The organism is Sphingobium sp. SG1, assembly GCF_057063145.1.
Window position 1 is genome coordinate 201,981 of sequence record NZ_JBVVOJ010000003.1, and the last position, 23,638, is coordinate 225,618.

A 23,638-nucleotide genomic window follows, 5' to 3' on the forward strand; every position below is an offset into this window, starting at 1 on the left:
ATCGCCCTCGTTGATACATTATGTATCGCAATTGAGATACAGGAGATTCGGTGATGGCAACGTCCATGCTCCATGTCCGTCTAGACGATGAACTGAAGTCAAAGGCCACCGATGCGCTGGCGGCGATGGGCCTCAGCGCATCCGACGCCGTGCGCATGCTGTTCCACCGCATCGTCGCCGAACAGGCCTTTCCGCTGGAACTGAAGGTGCCCAATGCGGAGACGCGGGCGGCGATGGAAGAAGCCCGCCAGTTCATGGAAGACATGAAGGCCGGGCGCGCCCAGCCGCGCTTCGGCAGCGTCGAAGACATGATCGCCAGCCTTGAGCGCGGGAAATAAGCGCGCGCGGCATCCGCGCGCCTGCAACTATATGAAATCCTTCACCAAGGATTGGGAGCGGCTGGATCGATCCGGCCGCTATGATATGCGGCTGTTGAAGTCGGTCATGCTGATGCTGGTCGCCAACGACGCCCCGCTCGGCCCGGAATGGCGGGACCACCAGCTCAAAGGCGATTGGGCGGGGTTTCGGGAATGCCATATTGGCGGCGACTTCCTCCTGATCTACCAGATCGACGACACGATCGGCAAAAGCGGCATGGTCAATTTCGTCCGCGCCGGAACCCATAGCGAGCTTTTCAAGGAATGACCTCCAACACCATCCCCGCCGTCCGTCTTGTCACCGCGCAGACCGGGGCTTCCTCCAGCGCCAACGAACTGGGCATGCGGCCGATGCAGGCGCGCGCCTATGCCCATCGCGGCGAACAATATCTGCTGATCAAGTCGCCCCCGGCGTCGGGCAAATCGCGCGCGCTGATGTTCATCGCGCTCGACAAGCTGGCGAACCAGGGGGTGAAGCAGGCGATCATCGTCGTCCCGGAGCGGTCGATCGGCGGCAGCTTCGCCGATGAACCCCTCAGCAAGCACGGATTCTGGGCCGACTGGACGGTCAAGCCGCACTGGAATCTGTGCAATACGCCGGGCGCGGACGATGTGAAGGTCGCCAAGTCCAAGGTGAAGGCGGTTGGCGAATTCCTCGCCAGTGACGACAAGGTGCTGGTCTGCACCCATGCCACCTTCCGCTTCGCCATCGACGAACTGGGCATCGAGGCGTTCGACGACCGGCTGATCGCCGTCGACGAATTTCACCACGTCTCGGCCAACCCGGATAATCGGCTCGGCGCGCAACTTGGCCAGTTGATCGGACGCGATAAGGTGCATCTGGTTGCCATGACCGGCAGCTATTTCCGCGGCGATTCCGTGGCCGTGCTGACGCCGGAGGATGAGGCGAAGTTCACCACCGTCACCTACACCTATTATGAGCAGCTGAACGGCTATCAGTGGCTCAAGACGCTGGATATCGCCTACAGCTTCTACACCGGGCGCTATGTCGACAAGATCAACGACCTGCTCGATCCGGCGGTGAAGACCATTGTCCACATTCCCAGCGTGAACAGCCGGGAAAGCACCAAAGACAAGCATCGCGAGGTCGAGGAGATCATGGATCACCTCGGCGCCTGGAAGGGCACCGATCCGGCCACCGGCTTCCACCTGATCGAAACGGCGGCGGGCACGACGATCAAGGTCGCCGATCTGGTCGATGATGATCCCGCCAAACGCGACCGCGTTTCGGCAGCATTGAAAAGCCCGGAGGCGCGGGCGAACCGCGCCCACGTCGATGTCATCATCGCGCTCGGCATGGCGAAGGAAGGTTTCGACTGGATCTGGTGCGAACATGCGCTGACCGTCGGATATCGCTCCAGCCTGACCGAAATCATCCAGATCATCGGCCGCGCCACCCGCGACGCTCCAGGCAAGGCGGTGGCCCGCTTCACTAACCTTATCGCTGAGCCCGCCGCCGCCGATGACGTCGTGACCGAAGCGGTCAACGACACGCTGAAAGCTATCGCCGCCAGCCTCTTGATGGAGCAGGTTCTGGCGCCGCGCTTCGAATTCACGCCCAAGGATGCCGGGCCGAAGGAAGGTTTCGATTATGGTCCTGACGGCTATGTCGAAGGCCGCACCAATGTCGGCTTCCATGAGGAACGCGGGCAGTTTCACTTCGAATTGAAGGATTTGGTGCAGCCGACCACCCCGGAAGCGCGGCGGGTCTGCGAGCAGGACATCAATGAGGTCATCACCAGCTTCATTCAGGACAAGCAGGCGATAGAGCGCGGCCTGTTCGACCCGGAAGTCGTGCCGGAGGAACTGACCCAGGTCCGTATGGGCAAGATCATCCGCGAACGCTATCCCGATTTCAGCGAAACCGATCAGGAAGCGATCCGTCAGCACGCTATCGCCGCCTTGAACATCACGCAGCAGGCGGCGAAGATCGTCACCGAAACCGCGACCGAGGATGAAGGCGGAGAACTGAAAGCCAACACTTCCTTCGTCGATGGGGTGCGCAAGTTCATGAACGTGCGCGAACTCGACATCGACCTGATCGACCGGATCAACCCGTTCGACGCGGCCTATGCGATTCTGGCCAAGGCGATGAACGAGGGGACGTTGCGGCAGGTGCAGGCGGCAATCTCCGCCCGGAAGAACACGATGACTGAAGACGACGCCCGCGCTTACGCGATTAAGGCGGTTACATGGAAGCGAGAGCGCGGGAGAGCCCCGTCAATCACATCCAGCGACCCGTTCGAGAAGTTGCTGGCAGAGGGCGTTGCCGCCTTCGCCCGCTTCCGCGCCAAGGCGCAAGCTACAGCGGGGGCGGCCGCCAATGTCTGACATGACCGACGACGACATCCTCGCCGAACTGGGCGTCGACCTGACGCCCAAGAAGTTTCGCACCAACACCCCGCGCGAGGAGCGGATCATCGCCGGCTTCGAGGATATCCTGAAATTCCGCGACGAGCATGGTCGCGCGCCTCAGCACGGCGAGGATCGCGATATTTTCGAACGGCTGTACGCCGTCCGGCTCGATCGGCTGCGTGCGCTGCCGGAATGCCACGATCTGCTGGCTGACATGGACGTGCATGGCCTGCTCGACGGTGCCGACATCGCCGCCGCGCTGGTCGATGAGCTTGATGACAGCGCCCTGCTGGCGGAACTGGGCATCGACGCCGAAGCTGCCGACGACATCACTCGGCTGCGCAACGTGCGATCGAACGCCGATCGCAAGGCGGCGGAGGAAATTGCCGAACACACGCCCTGTGTCGATTTCGACCAGTTCCGCCCGCTATTCACTTCGGTGAAACGCGATCTGGACAAGGGCGTGCGCGAAACCCGCACCATGCGGACGGAACTGACCCTCGCGGAAATCAAGCCGGGCGAATTTTTCATCGTCAGCGGGCAATTGGCGCATATCGCCTCCGATGATGGGGAGTTCACTACTGATTACGGTCGCACCGATCGCCGCCTGCGCGTGATTTATGACAACGAAACCGAAAGCAATGTGCTGGCCAGGTCCTTCCAGAAGGCCCTGTATCGGGACAAAGGCGCGCGTCGCGTTTCGAACCCGTTGTCGGGTCCGCTCTTTGCGGATGCCCCTGTAGCCACCGAAGAGCCTGAACATCTGCCGTCGGGCACGCTCTACGTCCTGCGCAGTCGCTCGACCCATCCGACCATCGCGGCCCATCGCGATCTGATCCACAAAATCGGCATCACTGGCGGTTCGGTCGAAACGCGCATTTCCGGAGCCGCCGATGATGCCACCTATCTGCTTGCCGATGTCGACGTGGTGGCAACCTACAAGCTATTCGACATCAACCGCCCGAGGTTGGAAGCCCTCATTCATCGCGTCTTGGACAGCGTGCGTTTCGATGCGGAAATCCCGGACCGTTTCGGCAAGCCCGTGCGCCCGCGCGAATGGTTCCTGGTCCCGTTGCACATCATCGACGAGATCGTCGACCGCATCGGCGACGGATCGCTGGCCGGGATGACCTATGATCCGCACGCCGTTGCGCTGATACCGGAAGCGGCTTGAACTGGCCGGTAGGCGAATGTCAGGTTCGGAGACGAGCCGTGGGGTTAGCTGCCGTTTGCGCAAAGTCGACTCGCGACCAGACCCAGTCATTCCAGCTCAGGAGAGCGAACGCCAGCTTCTGCCGAAAGCCGCCAAGCGGCTTTGCCACCCGGCAGTGCGGCGTAACCGGGCTGCCCGTCCTTCGCGCTGGTGCACGCAGCTTTGATTAAACCGTTATGTGGACGCCGAAGCCCGGGCGGGAGGCGATGGCGGCCTTGCCGGAATGCGCCGCAACGATGGCCGCTACCATCGCAAGCCCAAGCCCATGCCCTGGTGTTGACCGGCTGCGGTCGACACGCATGAACCGGTTGAACAGCTCGGGAGCTTCAGCCTCCCCCACGCCAGGACCATCGTCGGTTATGCTTAGGCGTATACGGTCACCGGCATGATCGAGGTCAATGCACACAGTAGTTCCTTGGGGTGTGTGCTGAACGGCGTTGTCGAGGAGATTGGTGAGCATCTGTTGAAGCAGGCGGCGGTCTCCGGGCATTGTCACGCCCGAGGCAACCCTAGTGACAAGCAGGTGGCCGCTGCTCTCCATTGAAGGTTGGAACGCCTCAGCCACGTCGGCCACCACCGCGCTGAGATTGACCGTCTGGAAGTGCGCACGGGCGGCCATGCCTTCAACCTCTGCAATCCGCAGCAATGCAGCGAAGACCTCCAGCAATTCGCCCGCTTCTGCCGCGGCGGCCTCGATCGCGTCGCGCTGCAGAGTTTCATCGCGCTCGCGCAGTGCCTCGTCGAGCCGGTTTTGGAGCCGCGTGAGAGGAGTGCGCAGATCGTGGGCGACGTCGCTCGATATCTGACGCAGATTCTCCATCAGCCCCGCGATCCGGTCGAGCATTAGGTTGAGCGTTGTTGCCACCCCGTCGAACTCGTCACCAGTGCCGGTCAGGGGCACTCGCCGAGACAGATCGCCAGCGATGATAGCGGCGGCAGTATGGTCGATCCGCGCCAAGCGCCGTCGGGTAACAACAGCGACCAGCCACGCCGCACCGATACCGAGCAACAACATCGCGCCAAAAGCCCCTAGGAAAAGCAGGATGAAGCGGTTGTCCATCTCGTCGATGGCTGCGCGATCTGCGGCGACCAGTAGCCGGTAGCCTCCGGGAAGCAATGTGGTCAGCGATTGGGCGATCCGTTCATCGCCATGCGCTTTGTATGGTAGGAGTTCGACATAACCGGGTTTGGATGGGACCATCGCATCGAGTGTTCCAGCCATGGGTGTGTTCGAAGCATCGACCAGTCGATAGCCGAGGCTCGCTGTGCTGCTCGCCGCCTCGCGTCGCCGGATCGCGGCTGCGACCCCCTCATACCCGTCCTGCCCTTCATCGATCAGCGCCTGCGTTTCGATGGCGATCCGGTGGTCGAGCTGTAATTCCAGCGCTTCATGTGTCGATTCGAACGCGACCACGCCGATGACTAGCGTCGCCAGCGCAAATCCGAGTGCGACGGCTGCCACCAGACCAAAAGTGCCACGCCACCAGCGCTTCATCCGCCTTCCCTGATGAGATAGCCCGCACCGCGCACGGTCTCGATCGGGTCGCTCTCGAAACCGGCATTTAGCTTGGAGCGCAACCGGCTGAGATGGGTCTCGACGATATTGGTCTTGGGGTCGAAGTCGAAATCCCACACCCTCTCTAGCAGCATGGTGCGGGTCATGATGCGGCCCGGGTTGCGCATCAGTTCGGCCAGCAGGGTGAACTCGCGGGGTTGGAGCGCAATCTTGCGGCCTGCGCGCGTGACGGTGCGGCGGTGCAGATCGAGCACGATGTCGCCCGCCGTCAGCCGCGCCGGCTCCGCCGCGGCTGAAGGCCGACGCCCCAGCGCATGAAGGCGGGCCGCCAGCTCGGTAAAGGCGAAGGGTTTCACCAGATAATCATCCGCCCCGCCTTCGAGCCCTTCGACGCGGTCGGCAATCCCACTGATAGCGGTGAGCATCAGCACCGGCGTCATGTTTCCGGCAGCGCGCAGGGCCTTGACCAAAGCGAGGCCATCCAGCCCCGGCAGCATCCGGTCGACCACCATGGCATCAAAGCCGCCATCGGTTGCATGGAACAGCCCGTCGCGGCCGTCGCCGCTGGTCACGACCTGATGGCCCAGCTCGGCCAAGCCGCGGGCAATGAACTGGTTCGTATCGGCATCGTCCTCGACGATCAGGATTCTCATGGAGTCATTCTAGCGGCTTGGCACTGCTGCGCCAGCCACCGCCAAGTGCACGGAACAGCGCCACTTGCGCCTGCGCTACGGCGAGTTCGGACTGCGCGAGCGAAAGTTCGGCCTGCGCCAGCGTGCGGTCGGCGTCGATCCGCAGGAGCGGTGCCGCATCGCCAAGCCGGACGCGCGCCTCGGCGCGGCGGGCGTAGAGGCGCCCCTCGTCTTGGGCCTCGGTCAGTGCCCGATTGCGGCGAACTTCGCCATCATAGGCCGCCAGCGCCGTCTCCACATCGCGCAACGCGCGGAGGACTGCGACATCCCATCCGGCAAGCGCTGCGCGCTCGGCCGCCTCAGCCTGTTCAATGCGCGCGCGGGCCGGAGCCTGATTGGGGAAAGCCCAGCTCACCAGCGGCGAACCCGTTGCAACCAGCCCCCCGCTCAACAGGCCCAGTGCCCCGCCAAGGTTGATGCGGGGATAGAGATCGGCGCGCGCAACACCGATCCGCGCGGTAGCGGCGGCAAGGCGGCGCTCGGCTTCACGGATGTCTGGACGGCGCAGCAGCAAGGCCATGCCATCACCAACCGGAGCCGCAGTGCGCAATTTCGGCGGCGCGGTGCAAGTCACGGGTTTGGTGCGCGCCTCTCCCGCCGGACGACCTGCAAGCGTGGCCAGGCGGTAGCGTGCATTGGCCTGCGCTGCTTCCAGCGGTGCAATGGCCGCTTTGGTCGCGGCGACAAGGTTGGCTGCCTGCGAGACTTCCAGCGGTGAGACCTCGCCTGCCGCCAGCTGACTACGGGTGATTGTCAGCGCGCGGTCCTGAAGCGCGACCTGTTCTTGCACGACGGCAAGGCTGCGAGTTGCGCCGCACAGATCGACATAGGCCAGAACGGTATCGGCGACGACTGCGACCTTGATGCCATCGAGCGCAGCGGCCTGGGCTTCTGCATCGGCGCGGGCAGCGAGCGCACCTGAGCGAAGCCGACCGAATAGGTCCGCATCCCAGCTTGCGGTTACTCCCAGGTCATAGTCCGTCGTCGGTACATTGCCTGAGGCGCTTGGCTGATTGGCAGGATTGTCGATGCCGAGACTGCTCTCGATCGTGGTCTGAGGCAGCCGGACGGCTTGCGCCTGACGCAGCGCCGCGCGCGCGCCGTCAAGATTGGCATACGCGATCCTGAGATCAGCGTTGGCCCCAATGCTGGCTTCGACCAAGCGGTCAAGCACAGGGTCATCATAAAGCCGCCACCAATCATCGGGCACAGGCTCGATCGAGGCGACCGGCAGGCTCGCGAACGATCCGGCAGCAATCGTGGGATCGATCTTAGTTGCCGCAGGCTGGGACGTGGTCGCGCAAGCGGTCACCATTAGGGCAGCGAGGGGAACAAACCGCTTCATGCCACCGCCTCCGCAAGGTCCGGCTCGGGTGCCGGGCGATCCTTGCCGAAGCGGGCATAGAGCGCTGGCATCAGGAACAGGTTGAGCGCGGTCGACGAGATCAGGCCGCCGAGGATGACGATCGCCATCGGATGCTCGATCTCGTGACCTGGCTTATCGTCCGCGATCACCAGCGGCACCAGCGCAAGCCCTGCGCACAGTGCGGTCATCAGGATCGGCACCAGACGCTCCTGCGCGCCGCGAAGGATCAGGGCCGGGCCGAACTCCTCGCCCTCGAACCGGCGCAAATGATCATAATGCGAGAGCAGCATGATCCCGTTGCGCGCCGAAATCCCGATCACGGTGACAAATCCAACCAGCGATCCCAGCGACAGAACCCCGCCGGTGAGCGCGACCCCGATGACCCCGCCCACGAGCGCGAACGGCAGGCTGAGACCGACCAGCGCGGTAATCCGTGCCGAGCGGAACTCCAGCCAGACCAGCAGCAGAATGCCGAACAGGCAGGCAAGGCCGACCGTCCACAGCCGCGACCGCGATTCCTTCAGCGCTGCATATTCGCCGAGAATCTCTGGGTGGTAGCCGGTGGCGAAGGGTACCTCGCTCACCGCCGCCTCGACCCCGCGCGCCACGGCCCCCAGATCGGCATCACTGGCGATGTTGAGCGTAACGTCGAGACGGCGCTGGCCATCCTCGCGCTTGATCTCGTTGGGCGCGGGCACGATCACCACATCGGCCACGTCGCGCAGGCGCACTGGCGCGCCAACCGGGGTCTGGATCATCAGGTCGGCAAGCGCGTGCTGATCACCGCGAATGGCAGGATCTCCCCACAAGGCGACATCGAAGGCCTTCTGGTCACGATAGATTTCGCCCAGCTTTTCGCCCGCCACGAGGGTTTGTGCCTGCCGCCGCACTTCGCCCGGCGTCAGGCCCAACGTGACCAGATCGGCTGCGCGCGGGCGGATCTGGATTTGCGGCACGAGAACCTGCTGTTCGACCTTGAGATCGGTCACACCGGGAATGCTGGCGACCTTGCCGCGAACCCGCTCCGCTGCGGCGCGCAGCTCGTCCTGATCGGGGCCGTAGATCCGCACCACCACGGTCGCGCCTGCGCCCGAGAGCACCTCCTTGATGCGTTCGCGAAGATAGGTGAGCACGTCGCGATAGAGGCCGGGATAGCCTTCAACCACCTCCTTGATCCGGGCGACGCTGGCGTCGTAGTCAGCCTCGTCATCGAGGCTGATCCACAGCTCGGTGAAGTTCGGGCCGACCACTTCGTCGGCAGCCTCGGCACGGCCGATATGCGCACCGAAGTTGCGCACGCCGGGGATGGCCCGTAGCTCCTTCGAGGCACGGATGGTGATGCGATCCATCGCATCGATGCCGACCCCCGGCTTCTCGACGAAGTGCATCAGGAAGTCGGTCTCGCGGAAATCGGGCAGGAACTGGTCCTTGAAGCCCAGATAGCCTACGCCGGAAAGCAGCAAGCCACCTGCGACGATGCCCATGGCAAGCCGAGGCCGGTCGATCAGCCGGGGCAAGATGCCGAGATAGCGCTGCTTTAGAGAGGCAACGAAGCGCGTGTCGCGATGCTCCTTCATCGGTGCGTTGGGCAGCAGCATGAGGCACATCGCAGGCGTTACCACCAGTGCGACCAGCAGCGAGGCGGCAATGGCCAACACATAGGCAATCGCCAATGGCCGGAAGAACGTCCCCGCCACCCCGCCGAGGAAGAAGATCGGCAGGAACACCAGCATCACGATCAGCGAGGCAAATACCACCGCCGTGCGCACCTCAAGCGAGGCAGAAAGCACCACGGCAAAGGCCGAGCGCGGATTGCCCGCCTCGCGGTTCAGGCGGAGACGACGCGCAATGTTCTCGACATCGATGATCGCATCATCGACCACTTCGCCCAGCGCGATCACCAGCCCGGCGATCACCATCGTGTTGATCGTCGCCCCGCTCCACAGCAGCACGAGGCCCGCCGCCAGCAGCGACAGCGGGATCGCCACGAGGCTGATCGTCGCCTGCCGCCAGTCGCGGGTGAAGGCGAACAGCACGATCGCGACCAGCAGGCACCCGATCATCAGCGCGCGGGTGAGATTGCTGATCGACTTCTCGATAAAGGTCGCCGGACGGAAGATCGTGGTGTCGATCTTCACATCCTTGAGGCCGGGGCGGAGCTCGTCGACTGCCGCCTCGACATCGCGGGTCAGCTGGAGCGTGTTTCCGGTGGGCTGTTTCTCGACGATCAGCATGATGCCCGGTCCGTCGTCGATGATTGCGTTGCCGATGGGCGCGGCAAAGCCATCGGTCACCCGCGCGACATCGCCCACCCGCACCGGCGCATCGCCAGCAATCTTGATGACCGTTCGGGAGAGGTCCTCGGCGGTCTGAATTGCGCCTGCCTGCTGCACGGGCAACCGCTGGTTGGGCGTATCGACAAAACCGCCGCCGCCGACCAGCACTGCATCGCCGGTTGCAGCGCGCAGTTCAGCAAGCGTGACGCCGGAGGTTTGCAGCCGGTCGGGATCGGGCAGCACCTGCAACTGCCGGTCGCGGTAGCCCCAGACGGCGACATTGGCGACACCGGGCACCGACATCAGCTTGGGTCGGATCGTCCAGCGCACCAGCTCGGAGAGCTGCATCTGATCGAGCTTTTTGGAGGAGATGCCGATCTTCATCGCCCGGCTCGTGGACGACAGCGGCGGCAGCATCACCGGCGGGCGGGCAGCGGCAGGCAGACGCGCCTGCACCTGCGCCACGCGCTCCTGCACCAGCTGGCGGGCGCGAATCACATCGGTGCCGCGCTCGAACAGGATCGTAACCGAGGAGAGGCCCAGCACCGACTTCGAGCGCAGGGTTGCAAGATCGGGCACGCCGTTGACGGCTGTTTCGATCGGCACCGTGATCAGGCTTTCGACCTCCTCGGTCGACAAGCCCGGCGCTTCGGTCTGGATTTCGACGATCGGTGGAGCGAACTCGGGGAATACATCAAGCGGCACATCGGCAGACGCGCGCAGGCCGAGCACCACCAGCAGCCCCGCCATCGCAAGCACCAGGACGCGCTGCCTGAGCGCGGAGCGAACCAGCCAGGCCAACATCAGTGTGCGACCCCGAATTCTGTGCCGAACAGTTCGGCAGCGCCTGCCGTGACCACCAGCGTGCCGGGACGCAGGCCACGCGACAGGATGGCGCGGCCGCCTTCGGTTGCTGCTACCTCGATCCGCTGGCGCACATAGGTGTCGGTCTCGGTCCTGGCATAGACCCATTCGCCGCCATAGATGTCGCGCAGGATCGCGGAGGGCGGCACTGACAGCCCTTCGCGCTGTCCACCGGCGAGCAGCAGGGCGACGCTGACGCGTTGGCCCACCCGGTAAGCCCGGTCGCGATTGTCGAGCGCGAAGTAGAGATCGACCGTCCCCGCCACCGCGTTGGCCGATGGCGGCGCCTCGACGGGCCGCGCCGATCGTTTCGCGCTGTCCTGTCCAAGAGGGGAGATCAGCGCCGACTGTCCTTGTTGCAGCCCCGCAAGATCGCTCCCGAACACCGGGACACGCACCCATACGTAGCGCTGGTTGCTAAGGCTCGCCACCGCTGGCCCGAGCAGGCGGCGCTGGGCCGCAGCCGCATCGGCGGCAGCCCTTGCCGCACCGAGGGCTGCCGTCGCCTCATCACGGGCGCGGATGCTACCCGCTTCCTCGTCAACCAAAGCCGAGGCACGATCAAAGGCGACGCGCGCCAAGGCGAGCTGCGCCCGCGCCCGCGCGAGTTCCCCATCGGCTGCAACCTGCTGCAAGCCAAGCTGTTGAAGATTGTTAGCAGAGTTGATCGGTGCGCCTCCAGCTCCGGCCGGGATGACGATCTCGCCGCTCGTCATGCGCATGGCCGATGCGGTGCCCGTCCCTATCCGTTCGGTCACAAGCCCAAGTCGCTTTTGCGCTTCCGGCGTCAGCTTCAGTCGGACGAGTTCGGTCTCGTGAGCGATAGCCTCGCTGTGGACCGGGGGCTTGGCAGGCGCAGCGTGCTCGCTCCCGCAGGCGGTCACGAGTATGGCGGGAACGAGCGCGACAAGGGCTGAGCGGTTTGGCATTCTCGCCGCATAGCGCGCTCGCATTGGGTCGATGTTGGCAAAGCTATACAATATCCCAATGTTGCAGCGCGATCCGCTGAAGTCTTGGAGTTGCCCTGCCTAGGAGGTTTTGGGGTCGGGTTCGAAGCTTCGGATTTTTGGCAGATCCCCGGTCGAAGCTTATTGTCCGGTATTGGCGGCCCCAGTCATTCAACATGTCGATTTGGAATGACACGAATGTCCCAAGCGCCCGTGTCCAGCTCCACACGGGAAACGGGCGCCAAGGGTTCAAATCTCGGTGTTTTCGGCAAGGGCAAGCGCGTCCTCCACGTCGATCCCGAGATACCGCACCGTATTCTTGATCTTGCTGTGACCGAGAAGGATTTGGACGGCACGCAGGTTGCCGGTCGCCCTATAGATTATCGATGCCTTCGTCCGCCGAAGCGAATGGGTGCCATACTCGCTTCGTATCAAACCGACCCCTGTCACCCATTCGTCGACAAGCCGAGCATACTGGCGGGTGCTCAGGTGCCCATTATGATCGACCCGGCTTGGGAACACATAATCGTCCACCGTACCACCTCTGCGTTCGAGCCACGCCAGCAAGCTCGCTCGAGCATCTGGCAGCAGTTCAAACTGAACAGGTCGGCTCGTTTTCTGCTGCATGACGATTGCCCGCGTTCGGATTTGCCCGCCGCTGACAAGGTCGCCTATCTTCATCTGCACCAGGTCGCAGCCCCGAAGCTTGCTGTCGATCGCCAGATCGAACAGCGCCCGATCCCGCAGGCGGCGGCGTTGATTGAGGTAGAACCGGATTTCCCAGATCTGCTTAGGTTTCAGAGCCCGTTTTGCGCCCACGGCCCTTCCGGCATTCCAGACCGGGCGTTTGGTGGGGACGAATTCAGTTTCAGGCATCTCCATGATCATTCTCCTATGGCCACATTGGCCATCTGTAGAACGCTTGCCGGCGAGGACGGGGGTGAGAATGGCTTGGGGCTTGTGCCGACCACGATGCGGCATTCGCTGCTGGCAGGTCGCGACCAGACCCAGACGTTCGCGCCTGATCGATAAACGTCCGGTTCTGTCGAAAGCGGTCGATTGCGCTGGACGAAGCGGACCATCAGGTCGCAGCCCAGCAAGCCTGTACCCCGTCGAGCAGGGCCAGAATCCTGTCCTTGTCGGTGTCGTCATACTTCAACTGGCGCAGCAGATAGCAGTACGCGCATGCGGCCAGTTCGCGCCGGCCCGTAGTAAGGCTGTCCGACCACGTCCTGCAGGCCCGGATGAACTCCGGCATAGGGCAATCGACGAGATAAGCATCAAGGTCATGCCATTTGCGACAGGCATCGGCCGTGGGCCAGGCAGCGCCCAGCGTAGGGTTGTCTTGGAGGACTGCGCTCAGTTCCAGCGACACCGGATCGTAGGCGGCAGACCCGGGACCGACGTCGCCATAGTCGATAACCAGCACCTTACCGTCCGGCGCAACGAGGATGTTCTCGCCGTGCAGGTCGCCATGCACACAGCACCACCGCGTCTGGATTTCGCGGCTCTCGAACTCTGCGGCCCAGGTGAGCCCATAGTCCGCGTGAAGCTTCGCGGCCCATTCATCCGACAACCATGACCGACGGATCGAGGCGATCGTCTGCGGCTCTTCGTTTCGCCCCTTCGACCAGCCGGCAAGAGCCTCCGCCGTGGCCGTGACCGCTTTCGCCGCCAACGCGTCTTCGGTGGCCATGGTCACAAACATTGATGCGTCATGACCGCTTGCCAGTTGGTAGAAGATGCCCGCTGTCGCGCCTGCACCGAACTCCAACAGCTTCATCTTGCGAGGGGTCGCCCCTCCGTCGAGCAGCACGATGTGCGCGTCGTGCCGCTTCTCCTCGTCGATCATCTTCGGCAGTTCGCCCAGCTTTGCGACGACCTCCCGGATCAACGCGCCCGTCCGATCGAACATTTGAAGCCGCAATGTACGTGCGCCCGATTTTCCCGCTCCGATCGGGTACACAGCGCAACGGCGGGCGTTGAAGTGCTTGGCGAAGATCCGAACCAAGCGGTCTTCAGGCATGCTCAGGTTCAGGCCGTTGAACTGAAGCTCTACGTCGGACAAGGCACGGATCGCGGCGACGACCTTGCTGATTTTCTCTGGTGCCTGATCGATCTGGATCTTCTTCAAGAACTCGACCGTGTGGACCTTGTCACCCTCGCTCCAGATATCCGCATCGTGCTTCTGTTCCATCAGCGGCGCGATGAAATCCTCTGACGGCGACCCGGTGAGCACCAGGATCTTCGTGCCCGGCGACACCTTGCGGACGTGATGGAACACATACTTGCCATGCTCGGGATCGAGATCGGTCGTGCCCTCGGCAGTAGGGATTTTCAGGTCCAGGATCGCGAAATCAAAGAACCCGGTTTTCAGCTGTGCCACCGCATCATCGCGATTGGTCACGAACGTCGGGATCGTCGGGCCGCCGGATTCGCCGATGATCCGCTGAAGCTCTGCGATATAGTCGTCGTCGTCCTCGACGACCAGAATGTGCGCCGTCACTTGCGCCACCGCGCGGTGTAGAGGGCGCCGCCGTGCTTCGCCGGTTCCAGGGTGAGCGAGCCGATCATGGTTTCCACTGCTTGTCGGGCGATGGCCAAGCCGAAGCCGATGTGATCCTTCTTCGTCGAGTTGCCGATCTCGAAGGCAGTCTCAATCGGGCCGTTGATGCCGCCCCCGTGGTCGACCACCGCTAGCCAATAGTCGACGTCGGTGTCGCCCCAGCTGATGGTCACATCATGGGGGTTCGGTCGGACTGATGCCGTCTGCTGGGCCTCGACCGCGTTGCGGATGCCGTTCACCACCACCATCCGGACGAGCGACGGATCGCTCTTGATGAGGAACGGGCGCGAACCGATCGTGGAGATCCATTCCCGGACCTCGGGGCTATAGACATCTAGCAGTTCATCCACGAGCGCCGACAGGTCGAACTCTTGGGGGCGCGGCACGCTCGCGGCATTCTTCAGCCGCTCGATCGCGTCGAAGACCCGCGCGACCGACTCCAGATGCCGCTGTGTGCCAGAACCATCCCAGGACTCGCCAAGCTCACGCTTGGCCGCCAGCCGGACCAGCCCGATAGGCGACGAGATCTCGTGGAGAAGGAATCCGGTGATCCACTCCATTGCCTTGCCGTAGATCTGCTTACGCACATCGTCCGACACGACATTGGCTTCATCCGTCGATGGTTCTGGCGCTTGTTCATGTGCCAGCCGCCGGATCGTCTCCTGTAGGGCATAATTGACGTAGGTGACCGTCTCTTCACGCTGTGCCTTATGGAGGCGGGGGAGATCGCTCCGACGCCCGACATCACCAAGAATGCGCGCAGCCTGACCGCGCACATGCGCGGACGATGCCTTCAAATTGTCCAGCGCTTCTTCTCGGGTCATGCCAGACCTTGCGTTCCGTAGAAGTGGGCGCGCTGCCGGAAGGCGGCCGCACCGCCCTCCATGACCGAGGTGATCGCATGCACGACCGGGGCGTCAGCCAACGCGCCATAGGCGATGGGGAAGCCGCGACGACCATCGGAGCCGAGCTGAACGACGAAGTCGGCTGCACCCAGGACCGGGATGTTGGCATTGTGCGTGGAGAAGAGCAGCTGGCCATTCGCCGGACGCGCCAAGATCGACTTGATCAGCGTTTCGGCGATGAAGGCGTTATCGATGTGGTCCTCGGGCTGGTCCACGATCAGCAGCCGCTCCATGTGGCGCAGCACCAGCGGAAGGATAACGGTGCAGCGCTGGCCGGTCGAAAGCTCGGCGATATCCTTGTAATCCGGCCCATCCATCAGCGAAAAGGTGACGTAATCGTCGACCGGCACGGTCGCGATCCCGCCGAGGTCCGCATCCTTCAGCGCTACGACCACCTTGGCCGCCCGGTCGATAGTCATTGAACCCCGAGTTGCGATCAGTTCGAAATCATCATTGTCGACAGCCTCGAGCAGCTCACGAGGGCTGATCCGCGGTGCCAGCGCGGCAACCAGATCATTGTAGCGCAGGCCGCTGCCACGTAGGGCTTCGGTAAGGGCACTGGCAAACGCCTCCGATTGGCCGCCGCGCATCACACCGATTCGAATGCGTGGGCCGAGCACGTGGTTGAGGCGCGCGGCAGCCTCCCGGCGTGCCTCGAACCGCGCAGATCGCATGGCTTCCAGCGAATCCAGCGCCTGATTGCGGCGCGCGATAACGGCCAGGATGCTGGCGATTCGCGACTGCCTGACGGCCATCAGCGATTCCAGATGCGCCTTGCGCTCCCGTAGCAACTGGCCGCGACGAACGATTTCTCCAGCACCAGTTTGAAGCGCTTCGATCTCGCGGCGCAGATTCCGCGCCTGATCCTCAAAGCCCATCTTCTCTAGCGCGACGTGGCTGCCTAGCGTGACGGTTTCCGCCTCGACGGCACTCAGTTCCTGCAGGGCGTAACGAAGATGGTCATGGGCTTTGCCAACTCGCGTGCGCAGCTCTCCAAGTGGATCGCCGCCGGCGTTGGCGGGCCATCCCTCATAGGACATCTCGCCGCTGCCGCCGATCGACGAGCGCCAACGCGCGACTTCGTTGCCGAACCTCTGGATCGCTTCAGTCGCGACGCCCTTCAAGGCGATGGTGTTGCTGAGCACGGCCAGCTGGGCGCTCTTCGCGCTCGTGTCAGCCGACAGTGCCGCGAGCTGCTCCTCCTGCGGTGCCACCTGATTGATCTGCTCCAGGATGGACGGCATCTCCGCCAGCTGCTGGTCCAGCTGCTCAATGTCCGCGCGGATGGTGTTCGCTTCGGACGTCAGTGAGCGAACGGAGGCGACGGCGTCGGTCTCCGTAGACAGGGCCGAGCGCTGATCGCCGATGAAGCCATCCAGCAGCCGCAGACGTCCACCCGACTGGAGGCCGACGGTCTCGATCTCCGTCTGCGACAGCACGATCGGTGCCAGGAATGGCCCCGATGCGCGCGGGGCAGGATCGTTGGCTGACCGCGACACGGTGATCCGGCGGCCGTCTTCGTTCAGGGTCAGCGTGACTTGTCCCGACCCCAGCACCGACAGCGCATGCTCGCGGCTGCGCTTCGTCGTTTCCGGCGTGTACCCTTCAACGCCTAGGCAAAACCGGATCAGTTCGATCAGGGTGGTCTTGCCGGTGCCGCGCGCGCCGATGACGACGTTCAGGCCGGGCCGTGGCCAAACGTCAAAGCCGTTGAGGAATCCCTCCTCAATCTGAATCCGCTCAATGATCATCTTGCCCCCATCGACCAAGTGCCCTCACAAGTCGATGACCGCCAATCTGACGGTCCGACGTGCGGGCGGTCTGCTCTTACCCCAACTTTGCGCTGACGTGTGAACCTACTGAGATAGTGTCTCGTCGCAAGAGGGAGATGCACCACACAACCCTGTCTCCGCCAGCAAACGTTCCAGTTCGTTCCGGCGCCAACGGCCCGAGAGCTGCCATTCCGCTATCGGGCCAGTTTCTGTCGCTATGCGATGCTGGCAGGGAAAACGCCGAAGTCAGCTCCCGACAAAATCTGCCGTTCGATCCATTGCTCGCGAAGGGCAGCAAAGTCCCAACCCCGGTCCTTCTTCCCGGTCGCTTGAGGCCTTCAGCGCGTGTTCGGTTCTGGGAGCGGCGTCCAAGCTAATAAGTGGCAGAGAATGACGCCTAGCTGCCGATTCCGCCGTCGACCAAAACCTGTCATCCACGACCATGCACCATTCCGATGCACCGAGACATTCGAGGAGGCGCAGCGATCAATATCCCGTTTTCCTGGTGGGCCGAGGCTGCATCATATGCTTCGGCAATAGGGTGATCGTCGAAACACCGGGAAGATGATCCGTAACGATGGGGATACGGTTGACGATCGAGAGCACCGTCCGAAGTCGGGTTGCCGAGGGATAACGGGTAACGCCTTCACCGCCCTGTCCCTTATGGCCGAGCAGGTCGTTGCGGAATTCGAGAAATATCTCCTGTTGCTTCAGTTCGTCGGAAACGGTGTGTCGGGCCGAATGCATGGCCTGCCCGCGGACAAGCGAGGGAACCATCGGCCGAATGTAAATCCACCAGAGCTTATAAAAGACGTCACCGCGCTTCCGCTTGGTTCCAGGTGCCGGCGCCAGTTCTGGAAACAGCAGCGTTTCGCCGGCCGTTTTCAACGCCTCGACATAGGCGACGAAGCCCAGCCGGATGACCTCATCCGCCACGGCGATGCACCGAGTTGCGCTGCTATTCTTGACGCGTCCCGTATCGGTCGTCTCAATGCGAAGGAAACAGATGCCATCAATGTGGCCGACGTCCTCAATCCGCAGCTTGCATATCTCTTCGCGGCGTGCGCCCGTGTACCAGACCAGCAAAAGCACGAAATAAAGGCTGTCGTGAATAACCCTCTGGCCCACGGACAAGCGGTCCTTTTCTCCGACGCAGCCGGTCCAGGGCGGCAGCGAGAAAATATCCCGGCCTTGCTCCAGAGTATATCGCAATCTTGCCTCTCTTTCATCCTTCCGATCCGGCTGGGTGAACTCGCCAAAGTCGAGCGCGGGCAATCCCGAAATTTTCTTGCGCAGAAAGGCGTGTACCTGCGCAATCTTGCGGTAGTGCTTGTTCGCGGTCGGGATGGTAAGTCCGATCTGATCCGGTTGCAGGTCCCCTTCCTCGACCCGCTCCAGTGCACGTTGAGCGACGCTCTCAAGATCGATATTTCCAACCCGGTCTTTGCTCGACTTGCCGAAGGTGACCGGCAGGCGATCGAGCCAAGCGTCGAATTTTCTCAAGTCCTCAGTCGATACGGTCCACAGCGGCTGTCCTACCGCCATGGTGCACTGAAGGAGTTTCGCCGCCCAGCGGATCTGCCGCAGCGTCTGCTCGCCGGTCTGTTCGGATGCTCGCTTTCCGTTCTGGCGATGCTCGAACATCTTCGGCGTTTCGGTAATGAACCGTTCCGCCACCTCGACCGGCGTCATCGAGCGCCACGGCTCTGGCACCATTTCGGGCGACAATGAACCTAAAACCTGCGGCTGTGGCACGAACAGCGGGGTATCCGGAACGACCTCAGGCATCACTGAAGGCAACACGGAAGCCGAAGTGAGCGGGATGGGCGGTGGCTCCGTCATCCGTTCCTCGAAATCATCCGGCACGAGTCCCACGCGGCATGCGTGGGCAGCCGCCGTGCGCGCCTCGAGTATGATTTTCATCGCGAGGGGCAAGTTGGTTTGGGTCATGGGGATACCGACCCGATCCAGCGCCTGCGTCACTTCCGCTTGGAAGTTTGCCGTGAAGTTTGGCGTGTCATTCAACAGCAGGCGCAGGTTGTTTTGTTCATCCTCATCCAGGCCGAGGAAGTGGGTGCGCGCATAATGCGTCGATGGCCGGTCAATGACGCCGGTTGCGGAAAATGCCCGCCAGAGTGCTTCGAAAGCCTGAAGGTCGCGCGCCGGATCTGAAACGTCCCGCAGGTTGGGATCGGCCTGCCAGCGCGCCTGCTCATGTTCCAGCGCATCGCGGTAAAGGCGCATTTCGTCGGCAAACAGCTTCTTCTGTTGCGCCGGCGATAATCCTTCGCTGGCAATACGTTGATAGAGGCCCATCCTGACCGTCTCACTATAAGCCGTCATCGCGCCGGCCCGCCCGCGCGCGATGCTTAGCTCCTTGGTCAGAAGGCTAAGCGATAATCTTATAGGATTCGTTCGCCGATCCGGCAAACAGATGGTCCGGCGCCACCAATAGACGGCGTCGCGGCGGAAGGCATTGGCAACGATTACCACAGGCACCTGCTACAGTCGCTTACAACAGTGACTTGCTACAGTGCCGGCCCAGCCAAGAATTCTATGGGCTAGAATCCCGGATTTTTGCCATTTCTAATCATCAAAATAGATGATTGGCTGGGGCGGCAGGATTCGAACCTGCGCATGGCGGCATCAAAAGCCGCTGCCTTACCGCTTGGCGACGCCCCAGCAATGCGCCGATCCAAGTCAGCGCGGGACCGCCATATAGCGGCTGATGCACGAAAGAAAAGCCCTCCTGACGATGGACTTCGCCTTTCCCTTTCCTTCCTGCCCAACCCATCTTAGGGATCAACGCCACGCCCCCTCCCCTCCAGCCGGAAACCCGCGCCGATGTCCGTCCAAGCCCCCTCGCCCAGCCAGATCGCACCGGCCTCGCCGCTGTTCCTGCGCGAGGACGAAATCCGGCGCGGCATCGAGATGCTCTATTTCGGCTATTCCGCGCTCACCCGCTCGATCGACGAGGGGCTGGCAGCGCAGGGCCTGGGCCGCGCCCATCACCGCGCCCTTTATTTCATCTCGCGCCAGCCTGACCTGACGGTGAAGGATCTGTTGCGCCTGCTGGCGATCACCAAGCAATCGCTCGGCCGGGTGCTCAATGACCTGATCGAGCGCGGCTATATCGAGACCCGGCCCGGCAGCAGCGACCGGCGGCAGAAACTGCTGCGCCTCAGCGCCGCCGGCCGCGCACTGGAGGCCGAGCTTTTCCGCGCGCTGCGCGAGAAGATGGCGGCCGCCTATGCCCAGGCCGGACAGGGGTCCGTCACCGGTTTCTGGCGGGTGATGGAGGGCCTGATCCCCGATGCCGACCGGTCGATGGTGTTCGGCCTCAGCGGCGGCTGATCGCGAAAAGACGCAACCTTATGGCCGCTGCCGCGCTTTTAGGAGCGTCGTGCGGAAAAGTGGGAACCGGTTTTCCGCTTGAAACGATGCGACAACAAGGAATTTGGCAGCGCCGCGTCAGATATGATGCGGCGCTGCCCAAGCCTTGCCAACGCAATGAGGAGACATCATGCGCGCACCCCTTCTGGCCATCACGGCCCTGTCCGCCCTGGGTCTGAGCCTGTCCGCCTGCTCGGAAAAGGCGTCGGACAATCTGGAAAATGCCGGCTCCGCGATCGGCAATGACGTCAGCAACGCCGTCGACGATGCCGGCGCGAAGATCGACAACGGCCTCGACCGCGCGGGCGCCGCGATCGACAATGGCGCGGACCGGATCGGCGCCGCGACCGACCGGGCGGCCGACGATGCCAAGCGCGAGGGCCAGGAAGCCAAGCAGGATGTCGGCGCCTCGCTGGAGCGGGCCGGCAAGGATCTGCGCAACGACAGCCATTGAGACGTGCCGGGCCTCCCCATGGGGAGGCCCGGCCTCAGGCCGCGAGGCTATATCCGGGCGGCCTGGACGCGACTGGGCGTTGCCATTTCCATCTTCGTCATGCCGGCCCCTTCGACAGGTTCAGGCCCGGCTTGATCCGGGGTCGCTTCAGCGCTCCCTATCTGGCGTAGTGCAGAATGAATCCTGACTTTCGTCAGGATGACGGATGTGGAGATTGTCGAAATTCGACCAGAAGCGGACGTTTCCTACTCCCCTCCCTTCTAGGGAGGGGCCGGGGGTGGGCGCCGCGTAGCGGCGGTCTACGATCGATAGGGCAGAAGTTCGCTACGCTCGCCACCCACCCCAACCCCTCCCTGGAAGGGAGGGGCTATGTCTTGTTCCCACCCAACTCCGTCACCCCAGCGAAGGCTGGGGTCTCAGGCGGCAGCAGAAAGAGGCCAGCCGTCTAGCGCTATCCGTTTATGCCGCGTGCGCCGGCCTGAGATGCCAGCCTTCGCTGGCATGACGGGACAAGGGCCAGTCCGCCCCCCCCTCCCGGCATTCGTCCGCGCTGCCTAGAACACCACGTTGCGCACGAAGCGCAGCAGGTCCGTTCCGCGATTGACGAAGACATAGGGGCGGTCGCTGCTGAAGATGAGGAAGTCGCCCGCCGCGATCGTGCGCGTGCCGGCATCCATCTCGACCGTCAGCACGCCTTCCACCACATAGAGCATCTCGTGCCAGTTGGCGGCGTCCGCCTCGGCCGGGTAGCGATCACCCGGCGCCAGCGACCAGGTCCATAGCTCCGCCTCGCGCGCGGCCGGCACGGTGCCGAGCAGGGTCGCGCGGCTATGCGCATCCTCGCCCTGCCAGGCCAGCGTATCGATCCGGCTATTGTCGGGCATGTCGGGCGCGCGCACGACGTGCGAGAAACTGACGTCCAGCGCCTGCGCCAGCCGGTCGAGCGTCGAAAGGCTGACATTGGCCTCGCCGCTCTCGATCCCCACCAGCATGCGCCGGCTGACTCCGGCCGCGCTGGCCAGCGCATCCTGGCTCAGCCCCTTGGCGGCGCGCAGGCGGCGGATATTGCCCGCGACATGGGAAAGAACGTCCGGGCGCGGGACTTCGACTTGACTGTGCAATATATTGCTCATAACGCGATGTGCATTATGTTGCACAATGCCGCCCTCGACAAGAGCTCTGCGCCCCGGCTGATGATCGGCCGTCCCGAACTCGCGCTGATCGGGATCACCGTGCTGTGGGGCGCGACCTTCCTGATCGTGCATCATGCCATGCAGCAGAGCGGGCCGCTCTTCTTCGTGGGGATGCGGTTCGGCACGGCGGCGCTGCTGGCGCTGCCGCTCGCCTGGCCGGTGTTGCGCGGCCTGACGGCGCGCGAACTGCTGGCCGGGTCGATGATCGGCCTTGGCATCTTCTGCGGCTACACGCTCCAGACCTGGGCGCTGCAGACCATATCCAGCAGCACATCCGCCTTCATCACCGCCGCCTATGTGCCGCTGGTGCCGATCCTCCAATGGGCGATATTGCGGCGCCGGCCGCGCTGGACCAGTTGGGTCGGCGTCGCGCTGGCCTTTGCCGGCCTGATCCTGATCGCCGCCCCGCGCGAGGGGCTGTCGCTGGGCAAGGGCGAGGCGCTGACGCTCATCAGCACCCTGGCGATCGCGCTGGAAATCATCTTCATCAGCCTGTGGGCCGGCAAGGTCGACATTGCCCGCGTCACGCTGGTGCAACTGGCGGTCACGTCGCTGCTCGCCTTCGGCCTGATGGCGCCGATGGGTGAGGCGATCCCGCCCTTTTCCTGGACGGTGATCCTGTCGGCCTGTGGCCTGGGCGCGATGACGGCGCTGATCCAGTTCGTGATGAACTGGGCGCAGCGCACCGTATCGCCGACCCGCGCGACCCTGATCTATGCCGGCGAGCCGGTCTGGGCCGGGATATTGGGCCGGATCGCGGGCGACCGCCAGCCCGCCACGGCGCTGGCCGGCGCGCTGCTGATCATCGCCGCCGTGATCGTGAGCGAATTGAAGTTCGAGCGGCGGAGCAAGGATTGATCCCTTCCCCCGGCCGCGCTTCGATCAGGCCCGCTTGAAGACCGGCGCGCGCTTTTCGAAAAAGGCCATGAACGCCTCCTGCGCTTCGGGCGAGGCCAGCGCTTCGCGGAACAGCCGCGCCTCCTCCGCGATCCGGGCCTGCAAGGCGGCGGGATCGCCCTTCATCAGCCGGCGCGTCGCCATCAGCGCCTGGGGCGGCTTGGCCATCAGCGCCGCCGCCTTGGCGCGGGCATGGTCGAGCAGCGCCTCCCCTGTCACGATCGCCGTCACGAAACCGGCGCGATCGGCCCCTTCCGCATCCATCGGCTCGCCCAGCATCAGCATCGCCGCCGCCCTGGCATGGCCCATGATCGCGGGCGCGAGCAGGCTGGAGCCGGCCTCCGGCACGATGCCCAGATTGACGAAGGGCATGACGAAGCGCGCGTCAGGCGCGGCATAGACCAGGTCGCAATGGAACAGCATCGTCGTGCCGACGCCCACGGCAAGCCCCTGCACCGCCGCGACGACCGGCTTGTCGAAGGCGGCAATCGCGCTGATGAAATCGACGGCGGCAGCGCCGCCCTCCGGCCCGGCCATGAAGTCCTTGAGGTCATTGCCGGCGCAAAAGGCGTCGCCCCGGCCCGCGAACAGCACCACGCCAATCTCCGGCCGGCTCGACGCATCGGCCAGCGCTGCAATCATCGCGCGGTACATCGGCCCGGTCAGCGCATTCTTCTTGTCGGGCCGGTCGATATGGATTTCGAGCACGCCGTTCGTCTCGATGATGGCGATATGGTCGCTCACGCAAATTCTCTCCCGATACTCTGTGCCAAGGCTGTTGGCCCAGAGGATGGGGCGGCGTCTATCCTTTTCCAAGCCCCTTCCCTATGC

General features: G+C 63.5%; 19 protein-coding genes and 1 tRNA gene. 7 read left to right on the forward strand and 13 right to left on the reverse strand.

The genetic code is table 11. The features are described 5' to 3' along the window. The first annotated feature begins 53 nt into the window (after window positions 1–53). From AC0KVN_RS08910 to AC0KVN_RS08925, 4 genes are read left to right on the forward strand one after another with little or no spacing between them, the layout of a single operon-like run. Complete coding sequence (locus AC0KVN_RS08910) at window positions 54–338, forward strand: type II toxin-antitoxin system RelB/DinJ family antitoxin (RefSeq protein WP_278395022.1); 285 nt, start codon at window positions 54–56, stop codon at window positions 336–338. After that, window positions 322–645, forward strand: coding sequence for a type II toxin-antitoxin system YafQ family toxin (locus AC0KVN_RS08915; protein ID WP_483656072.1), 324 nt, complete (start codon window positions 322–324; stop codon window positions 643–645). The genes AC0KVN_RS08910 and AC0KVN_RS08915 overlap by 17 nt, the downstream gene beginning before the upstream one ends. Beyond that, window positions 642–2,729 carry a DEAD/DEAH box helicase gene (locus AC0KVN_RS08920; RefSeq protein WP_483656073.1) on the forward strand — a complete coding sequence of 696 codons (2,088 nt, stop codon included), beginning with the start codon at window positions 642–644 and terminating at the stop codon, window positions 2,727–2,729. The genes AC0KVN_RS08915 and AC0KVN_RS08920 overlap by 4 nt, the downstream gene beginning before the upstream one ends. Then, complete coding sequence (locus AC0KVN_RS08925) at window positions 2,722–3,927, forward strand: GIY-YIG nuclease family protein (protein ID WP_483656074.1); 1,206 nt, start codon at window positions 2,722–2,724, stop codon at window positions 3,925–3,927. Before AC0KVN_RS08920 ends, AC0KVN_RS08925 begins: the two co-directional genes overlap by 8 nt. Window positions 3,928–4,132: 205 nt before the next feature. Here the strand turns inward: AC0KVN_RS08925 and AC0KVN_RS08930 are convergent, their stop codons facing one another. The 11 genes from AC0KVN_RS08930 to AC0KVN_RS08980 all read right to left on the reverse strand — a co-directional run bounded on the left by AC0KVN_RS08930 (window position 4,133) and on the right by AC0KVN_RS08980 (window position 19,552). Beyond that, window positions 4,133–5,461, reverse strand: a complete 1,329-nt coding sequence (locus tag AC0KVN_RS08930) for a sensor histidine kinase (RefSeq protein WP_278395029.1) — start codon at window positions 5,459–5,461, stop codon at window positions 4,133–4,135. Next, window positions 5,458–6,135: a response regulator transcription factor gene (locus AC0KVN_RS08935; RefSeq protein ID WP_483656075.1), complete on the reverse strand. Its 678-nt coding sequence runs from the start codon at window positions 6,133–6,135 to the stop codon at window positions 5,458–5,460. The genes AC0KVN_RS08930 and AC0KVN_RS08935 overlap by 4 nt, the downstream gene beginning before the upstream one ends. 4 nt (window positions 6,136–6,139) lie before the next feature. Further along, entirely contained in the window at window positions 6,140–7,519 is a 1,380-nt protein-coding gene (locus AC0KVN_RS08940; protein WP_278395031.1) for an efflux transporter outer membrane subunit, read from the reverse strand. Further along, window positions 7,516–10,620, reverse strand: a complete 3,105-nt coding sequence (locus tag AC0KVN_RS08945; protein WP_278395033.1) for an efflux RND transporter permease subunit — start codon at window positions 10,618–10,620, stop codon at window positions 7,516–7,518. Before AC0KVN_RS08945 ends, AC0KVN_RS08940 begins: the two co-directional genes overlap by 4 nt. Then, complete coding sequence (locus AC0KVN_RS08950) at window positions 10,620–11,438, reverse strand: efflux RND transporter periplasmic adaptor subunit (RefSeq protein WP_483656076.1); 819 nt, start codon at window positions 11,436–11,438, stop codon at window positions 10,620–10,622. Before AC0KVN_RS08950 ends, AC0KVN_RS08945 begins: the two co-directional genes overlap by 1 nt. A 438-nt stretch (window positions 11,439–11,876) precedes the next feature. Then, the gene (locus AC0KVN_RS08955) at window positions 11,877–12,509 is read right to left on the reverse strand and encodes a tyrosine-type recombinase/integrase (protein WP_312251016.1); all 633 of its coding nucleotides are present in this window, start codon (window positions 12,507–12,509) and stop codon (window positions 11,877–11,879) included. Between the two features lie 199 nt (window positions 12,510–12,708). Beyond that, window positions 12,709–14,133 (reverse strand): phosphotransferase, encoded by a 1,425-nt coding sequence (locus AC0KVN_RS08960; protein ID WP_278395423.1) that lies wholly within the window; start codon window positions 14,131–14,133, stop codon window positions 12,709–12,711. Next, complete coding sequence (locus AC0KVN_RS08965; RefSeq protein WP_278395422.1) at window positions 14,130–15,017, reverse strand: sensor histidine kinase; 888 nt, start codon at window positions 15,015–15,017, stop codon at window positions 14,130–14,132. The genes AC0KVN_RS08960 and AC0KVN_RS08965 overlap by 4 nt, the downstream gene beginning before the upstream one ends. Next, entirely contained in the window at window positions 15,014–16,849 is a 1,836-nt protein-coding gene (locus tag AC0KVN_RS08970) for an AAA family ATPase (protein WP_278395420.1), read from the reverse strand. The genes AC0KVN_RS08965 and AC0KVN_RS08970 overlap by 4 nt, the downstream gene beginning before the upstream one ends. A 507-nt stretch (window positions 16,850–17,356) precedes the next feature. Then, window positions 17,357–19,363 carry a site-specific integrase gene (locus AC0KVN_RS08975; protein WP_483656077.1) on the reverse strand — a complete coding sequence of 669 codons (2,007 nt, stop codon included), beginning with the start codon at window positions 19,361–19,363 and terminating at the stop codon, window positions 17,357–17,359. 114 nt (window positions 19,364–19,477) lie between these two features. After that, window positions 19,478–19,552 (reverse strand) — tRNA-Gln (locus tag AC0KVN_RS08980). A gap of 162 nt (window positions 19,553–19,714) precedes the next feature. On the opposite strand from AC0KVN_RS08980, the gene AC0KVN_RS08985 reads away from it, so the two are divergent. Together AC0KVN_RS08985 and AC0KVN_RS08990 are read left to right on the forward strand one after the other, a co-directional pair. Next, window positions 19,715–20,224, forward strand: a complete 510-nt coding sequence (locus AC0KVN_RS08985) for a MarR family winged helix-turn-helix transcriptional regulator (RefSeq protein WP_004207880.1) — start codon at window positions 19,715–19,717, stop codon at window positions 20,222–20,224. 169 nt (window positions 20,225–20,393) lie between these two features. Further along, entirely contained in the window at window positions 20,394–20,717 is a 324-nt protein-coding gene (locus tag AC0KVN_RS08990) for a hypothetical protein (RefSeq protein ID WP_435566720.1), read from the forward strand. Window positions 20,718–21,271: 554 nt separating this feature from the next. Here AC0KVN_RS08990 and AC0KVN_RS08995 read toward each other — a convergent pair. Then, complete coding sequence (locus AC0KVN_RS08995; RefSeq protein WP_247594422.1) at window positions 21,272–21,838, reverse strand: helix-turn-helix domain-containing protein; 567 nt, start codon at window positions 21,836–21,838, stop codon at window positions 21,272–21,274. Window positions 21,839–21,865: 27 nt separating this feature from the next. Between AC0KVN_RS08995 and AC0KVN_RS09000 the strand changes: the two genes are divergently transcribed. Beyond that, complete coding sequence (locus AC0KVN_RS09000; protein WP_435566721.1) at window positions 21,866–22,768, forward strand: DMT family transporter; 903 nt, start codon at window positions 21,866–21,868, stop codon at window positions 22,766–22,768. 24 nt (window positions 22,769–22,792) lie between these two features. Here AC0KVN_RS09000 and AC0KVN_RS09005 read toward each other — a convergent pair whose 3' ends face one another. Continuing rightward, window positions 22,793–23,551, reverse strand: a complete 759-nt coding sequence (locus AC0KVN_RS09005; protein ID WP_435566722.1) for an enoyl-CoA hydratase-related protein — start codon at window positions 23,549–23,551, stop codon at window positions 22,793–22,795. Window positions 23,552–23,638: the final 87 nt, after the last annotated feature.

Excerpts from the sequence above, each read along its gene's own strand:
- AC0KVN_RS08910 (WP_278395022.1), top strand. The coding sequence starts at position 54 with ATGGCAACGTCCATGCTCCATGTCCGTCTAGACGATGAACTGAAGTCA.
- AC0KVN_RS08920 (WP_483656073.1), top strand. The coding sequence starts at position 642 with ATGACCTCCAACACCATCCCCGCCGTCCGTCTTGTCACCGCGCAGACC.
- AC0KVN_RS08925 (WP_483656074.1), top strand. The coding sequence starts at position 2,722 with ATGTCTGACATGACCGACGACGACATCCTCGCCGAACTGGGCGTCGAC.
- AC0KVN_RS08930 (WP_278395029.1), bottom strand. The coding sequence starts at position 5,461 with ATGAAGCGCTGGTGGCGTGGCACTTTTGGTCTGGTGGCAGCCGTCGCA.
- AC0KVN_RS08935 (WP_483656075.1), bottom strand. The coding sequence starts at position 6,135 with ATGAGAATCCTGATCGTCGAGGACGATGCCGATACGAACCAGTTCATT.
- AC0KVN_RS08940 (WP_278395031.1), bottom strand. The coding sequence starts at position 7,519 with ATGAAGCGGTTTGTTCCCCTCGCTGCCCTAATGGTGACCGCTTGCGCG.
- AC0KVN_RS08945 (WP_278395033.1), bottom strand. The coding sequence starts at position 10,620 with ATGTTGGCCTGGCTGGTTCGCTCCGCGCTCAGGCAGCGCGTCCTGGTG.
- AC0KVN_RS08955 (WP_312251016.1), bottom strand. The coding sequence starts at position 12,509 with ATGGAGATGCCTGAAACTGAATTCGTCCCCACCAAACGCCCGGTCTGG.
- AC0KVN_RS08965 (WP_278395422.1), bottom strand. The coding sequence starts at position 15,017 with ATGACCCGAGAAGAAGCGCTGGACAATTTGAAGGCATCGTCCGCGCAT.
- AC0KVN_RS08970 (WP_278395420.1), bottom strand. The coding sequence starts at position 16,849 with ATGATCATTGAGCGGATTCAGATTGAGGAGGGATTCCTCAACGGCTTT.
- AC0KVN_RS08985 (WP_004207880.1), top strand. The coding sequence starts at position 19,715 with ATGTCCGTCCAAGCCCCCTCGCCCAGCCAGATCGCACCGGCCTCGCCG.
- AC0KVN_RS08990 (WP_435566720.1), top strand. The coding sequence starts at position 20,394 with ATGCGCGCACCCCTTCTGGCCATCACGGCCCTGTCCGCCCTGGGTCTG.
- AC0KVN_RS09000 (WP_435566721.1), top strand. The coding sequence starts at position 21,866 with ATGTTGCACAATGCCGCCCTCGACAAGAGCTCTGCGCCCCGGCTGATG.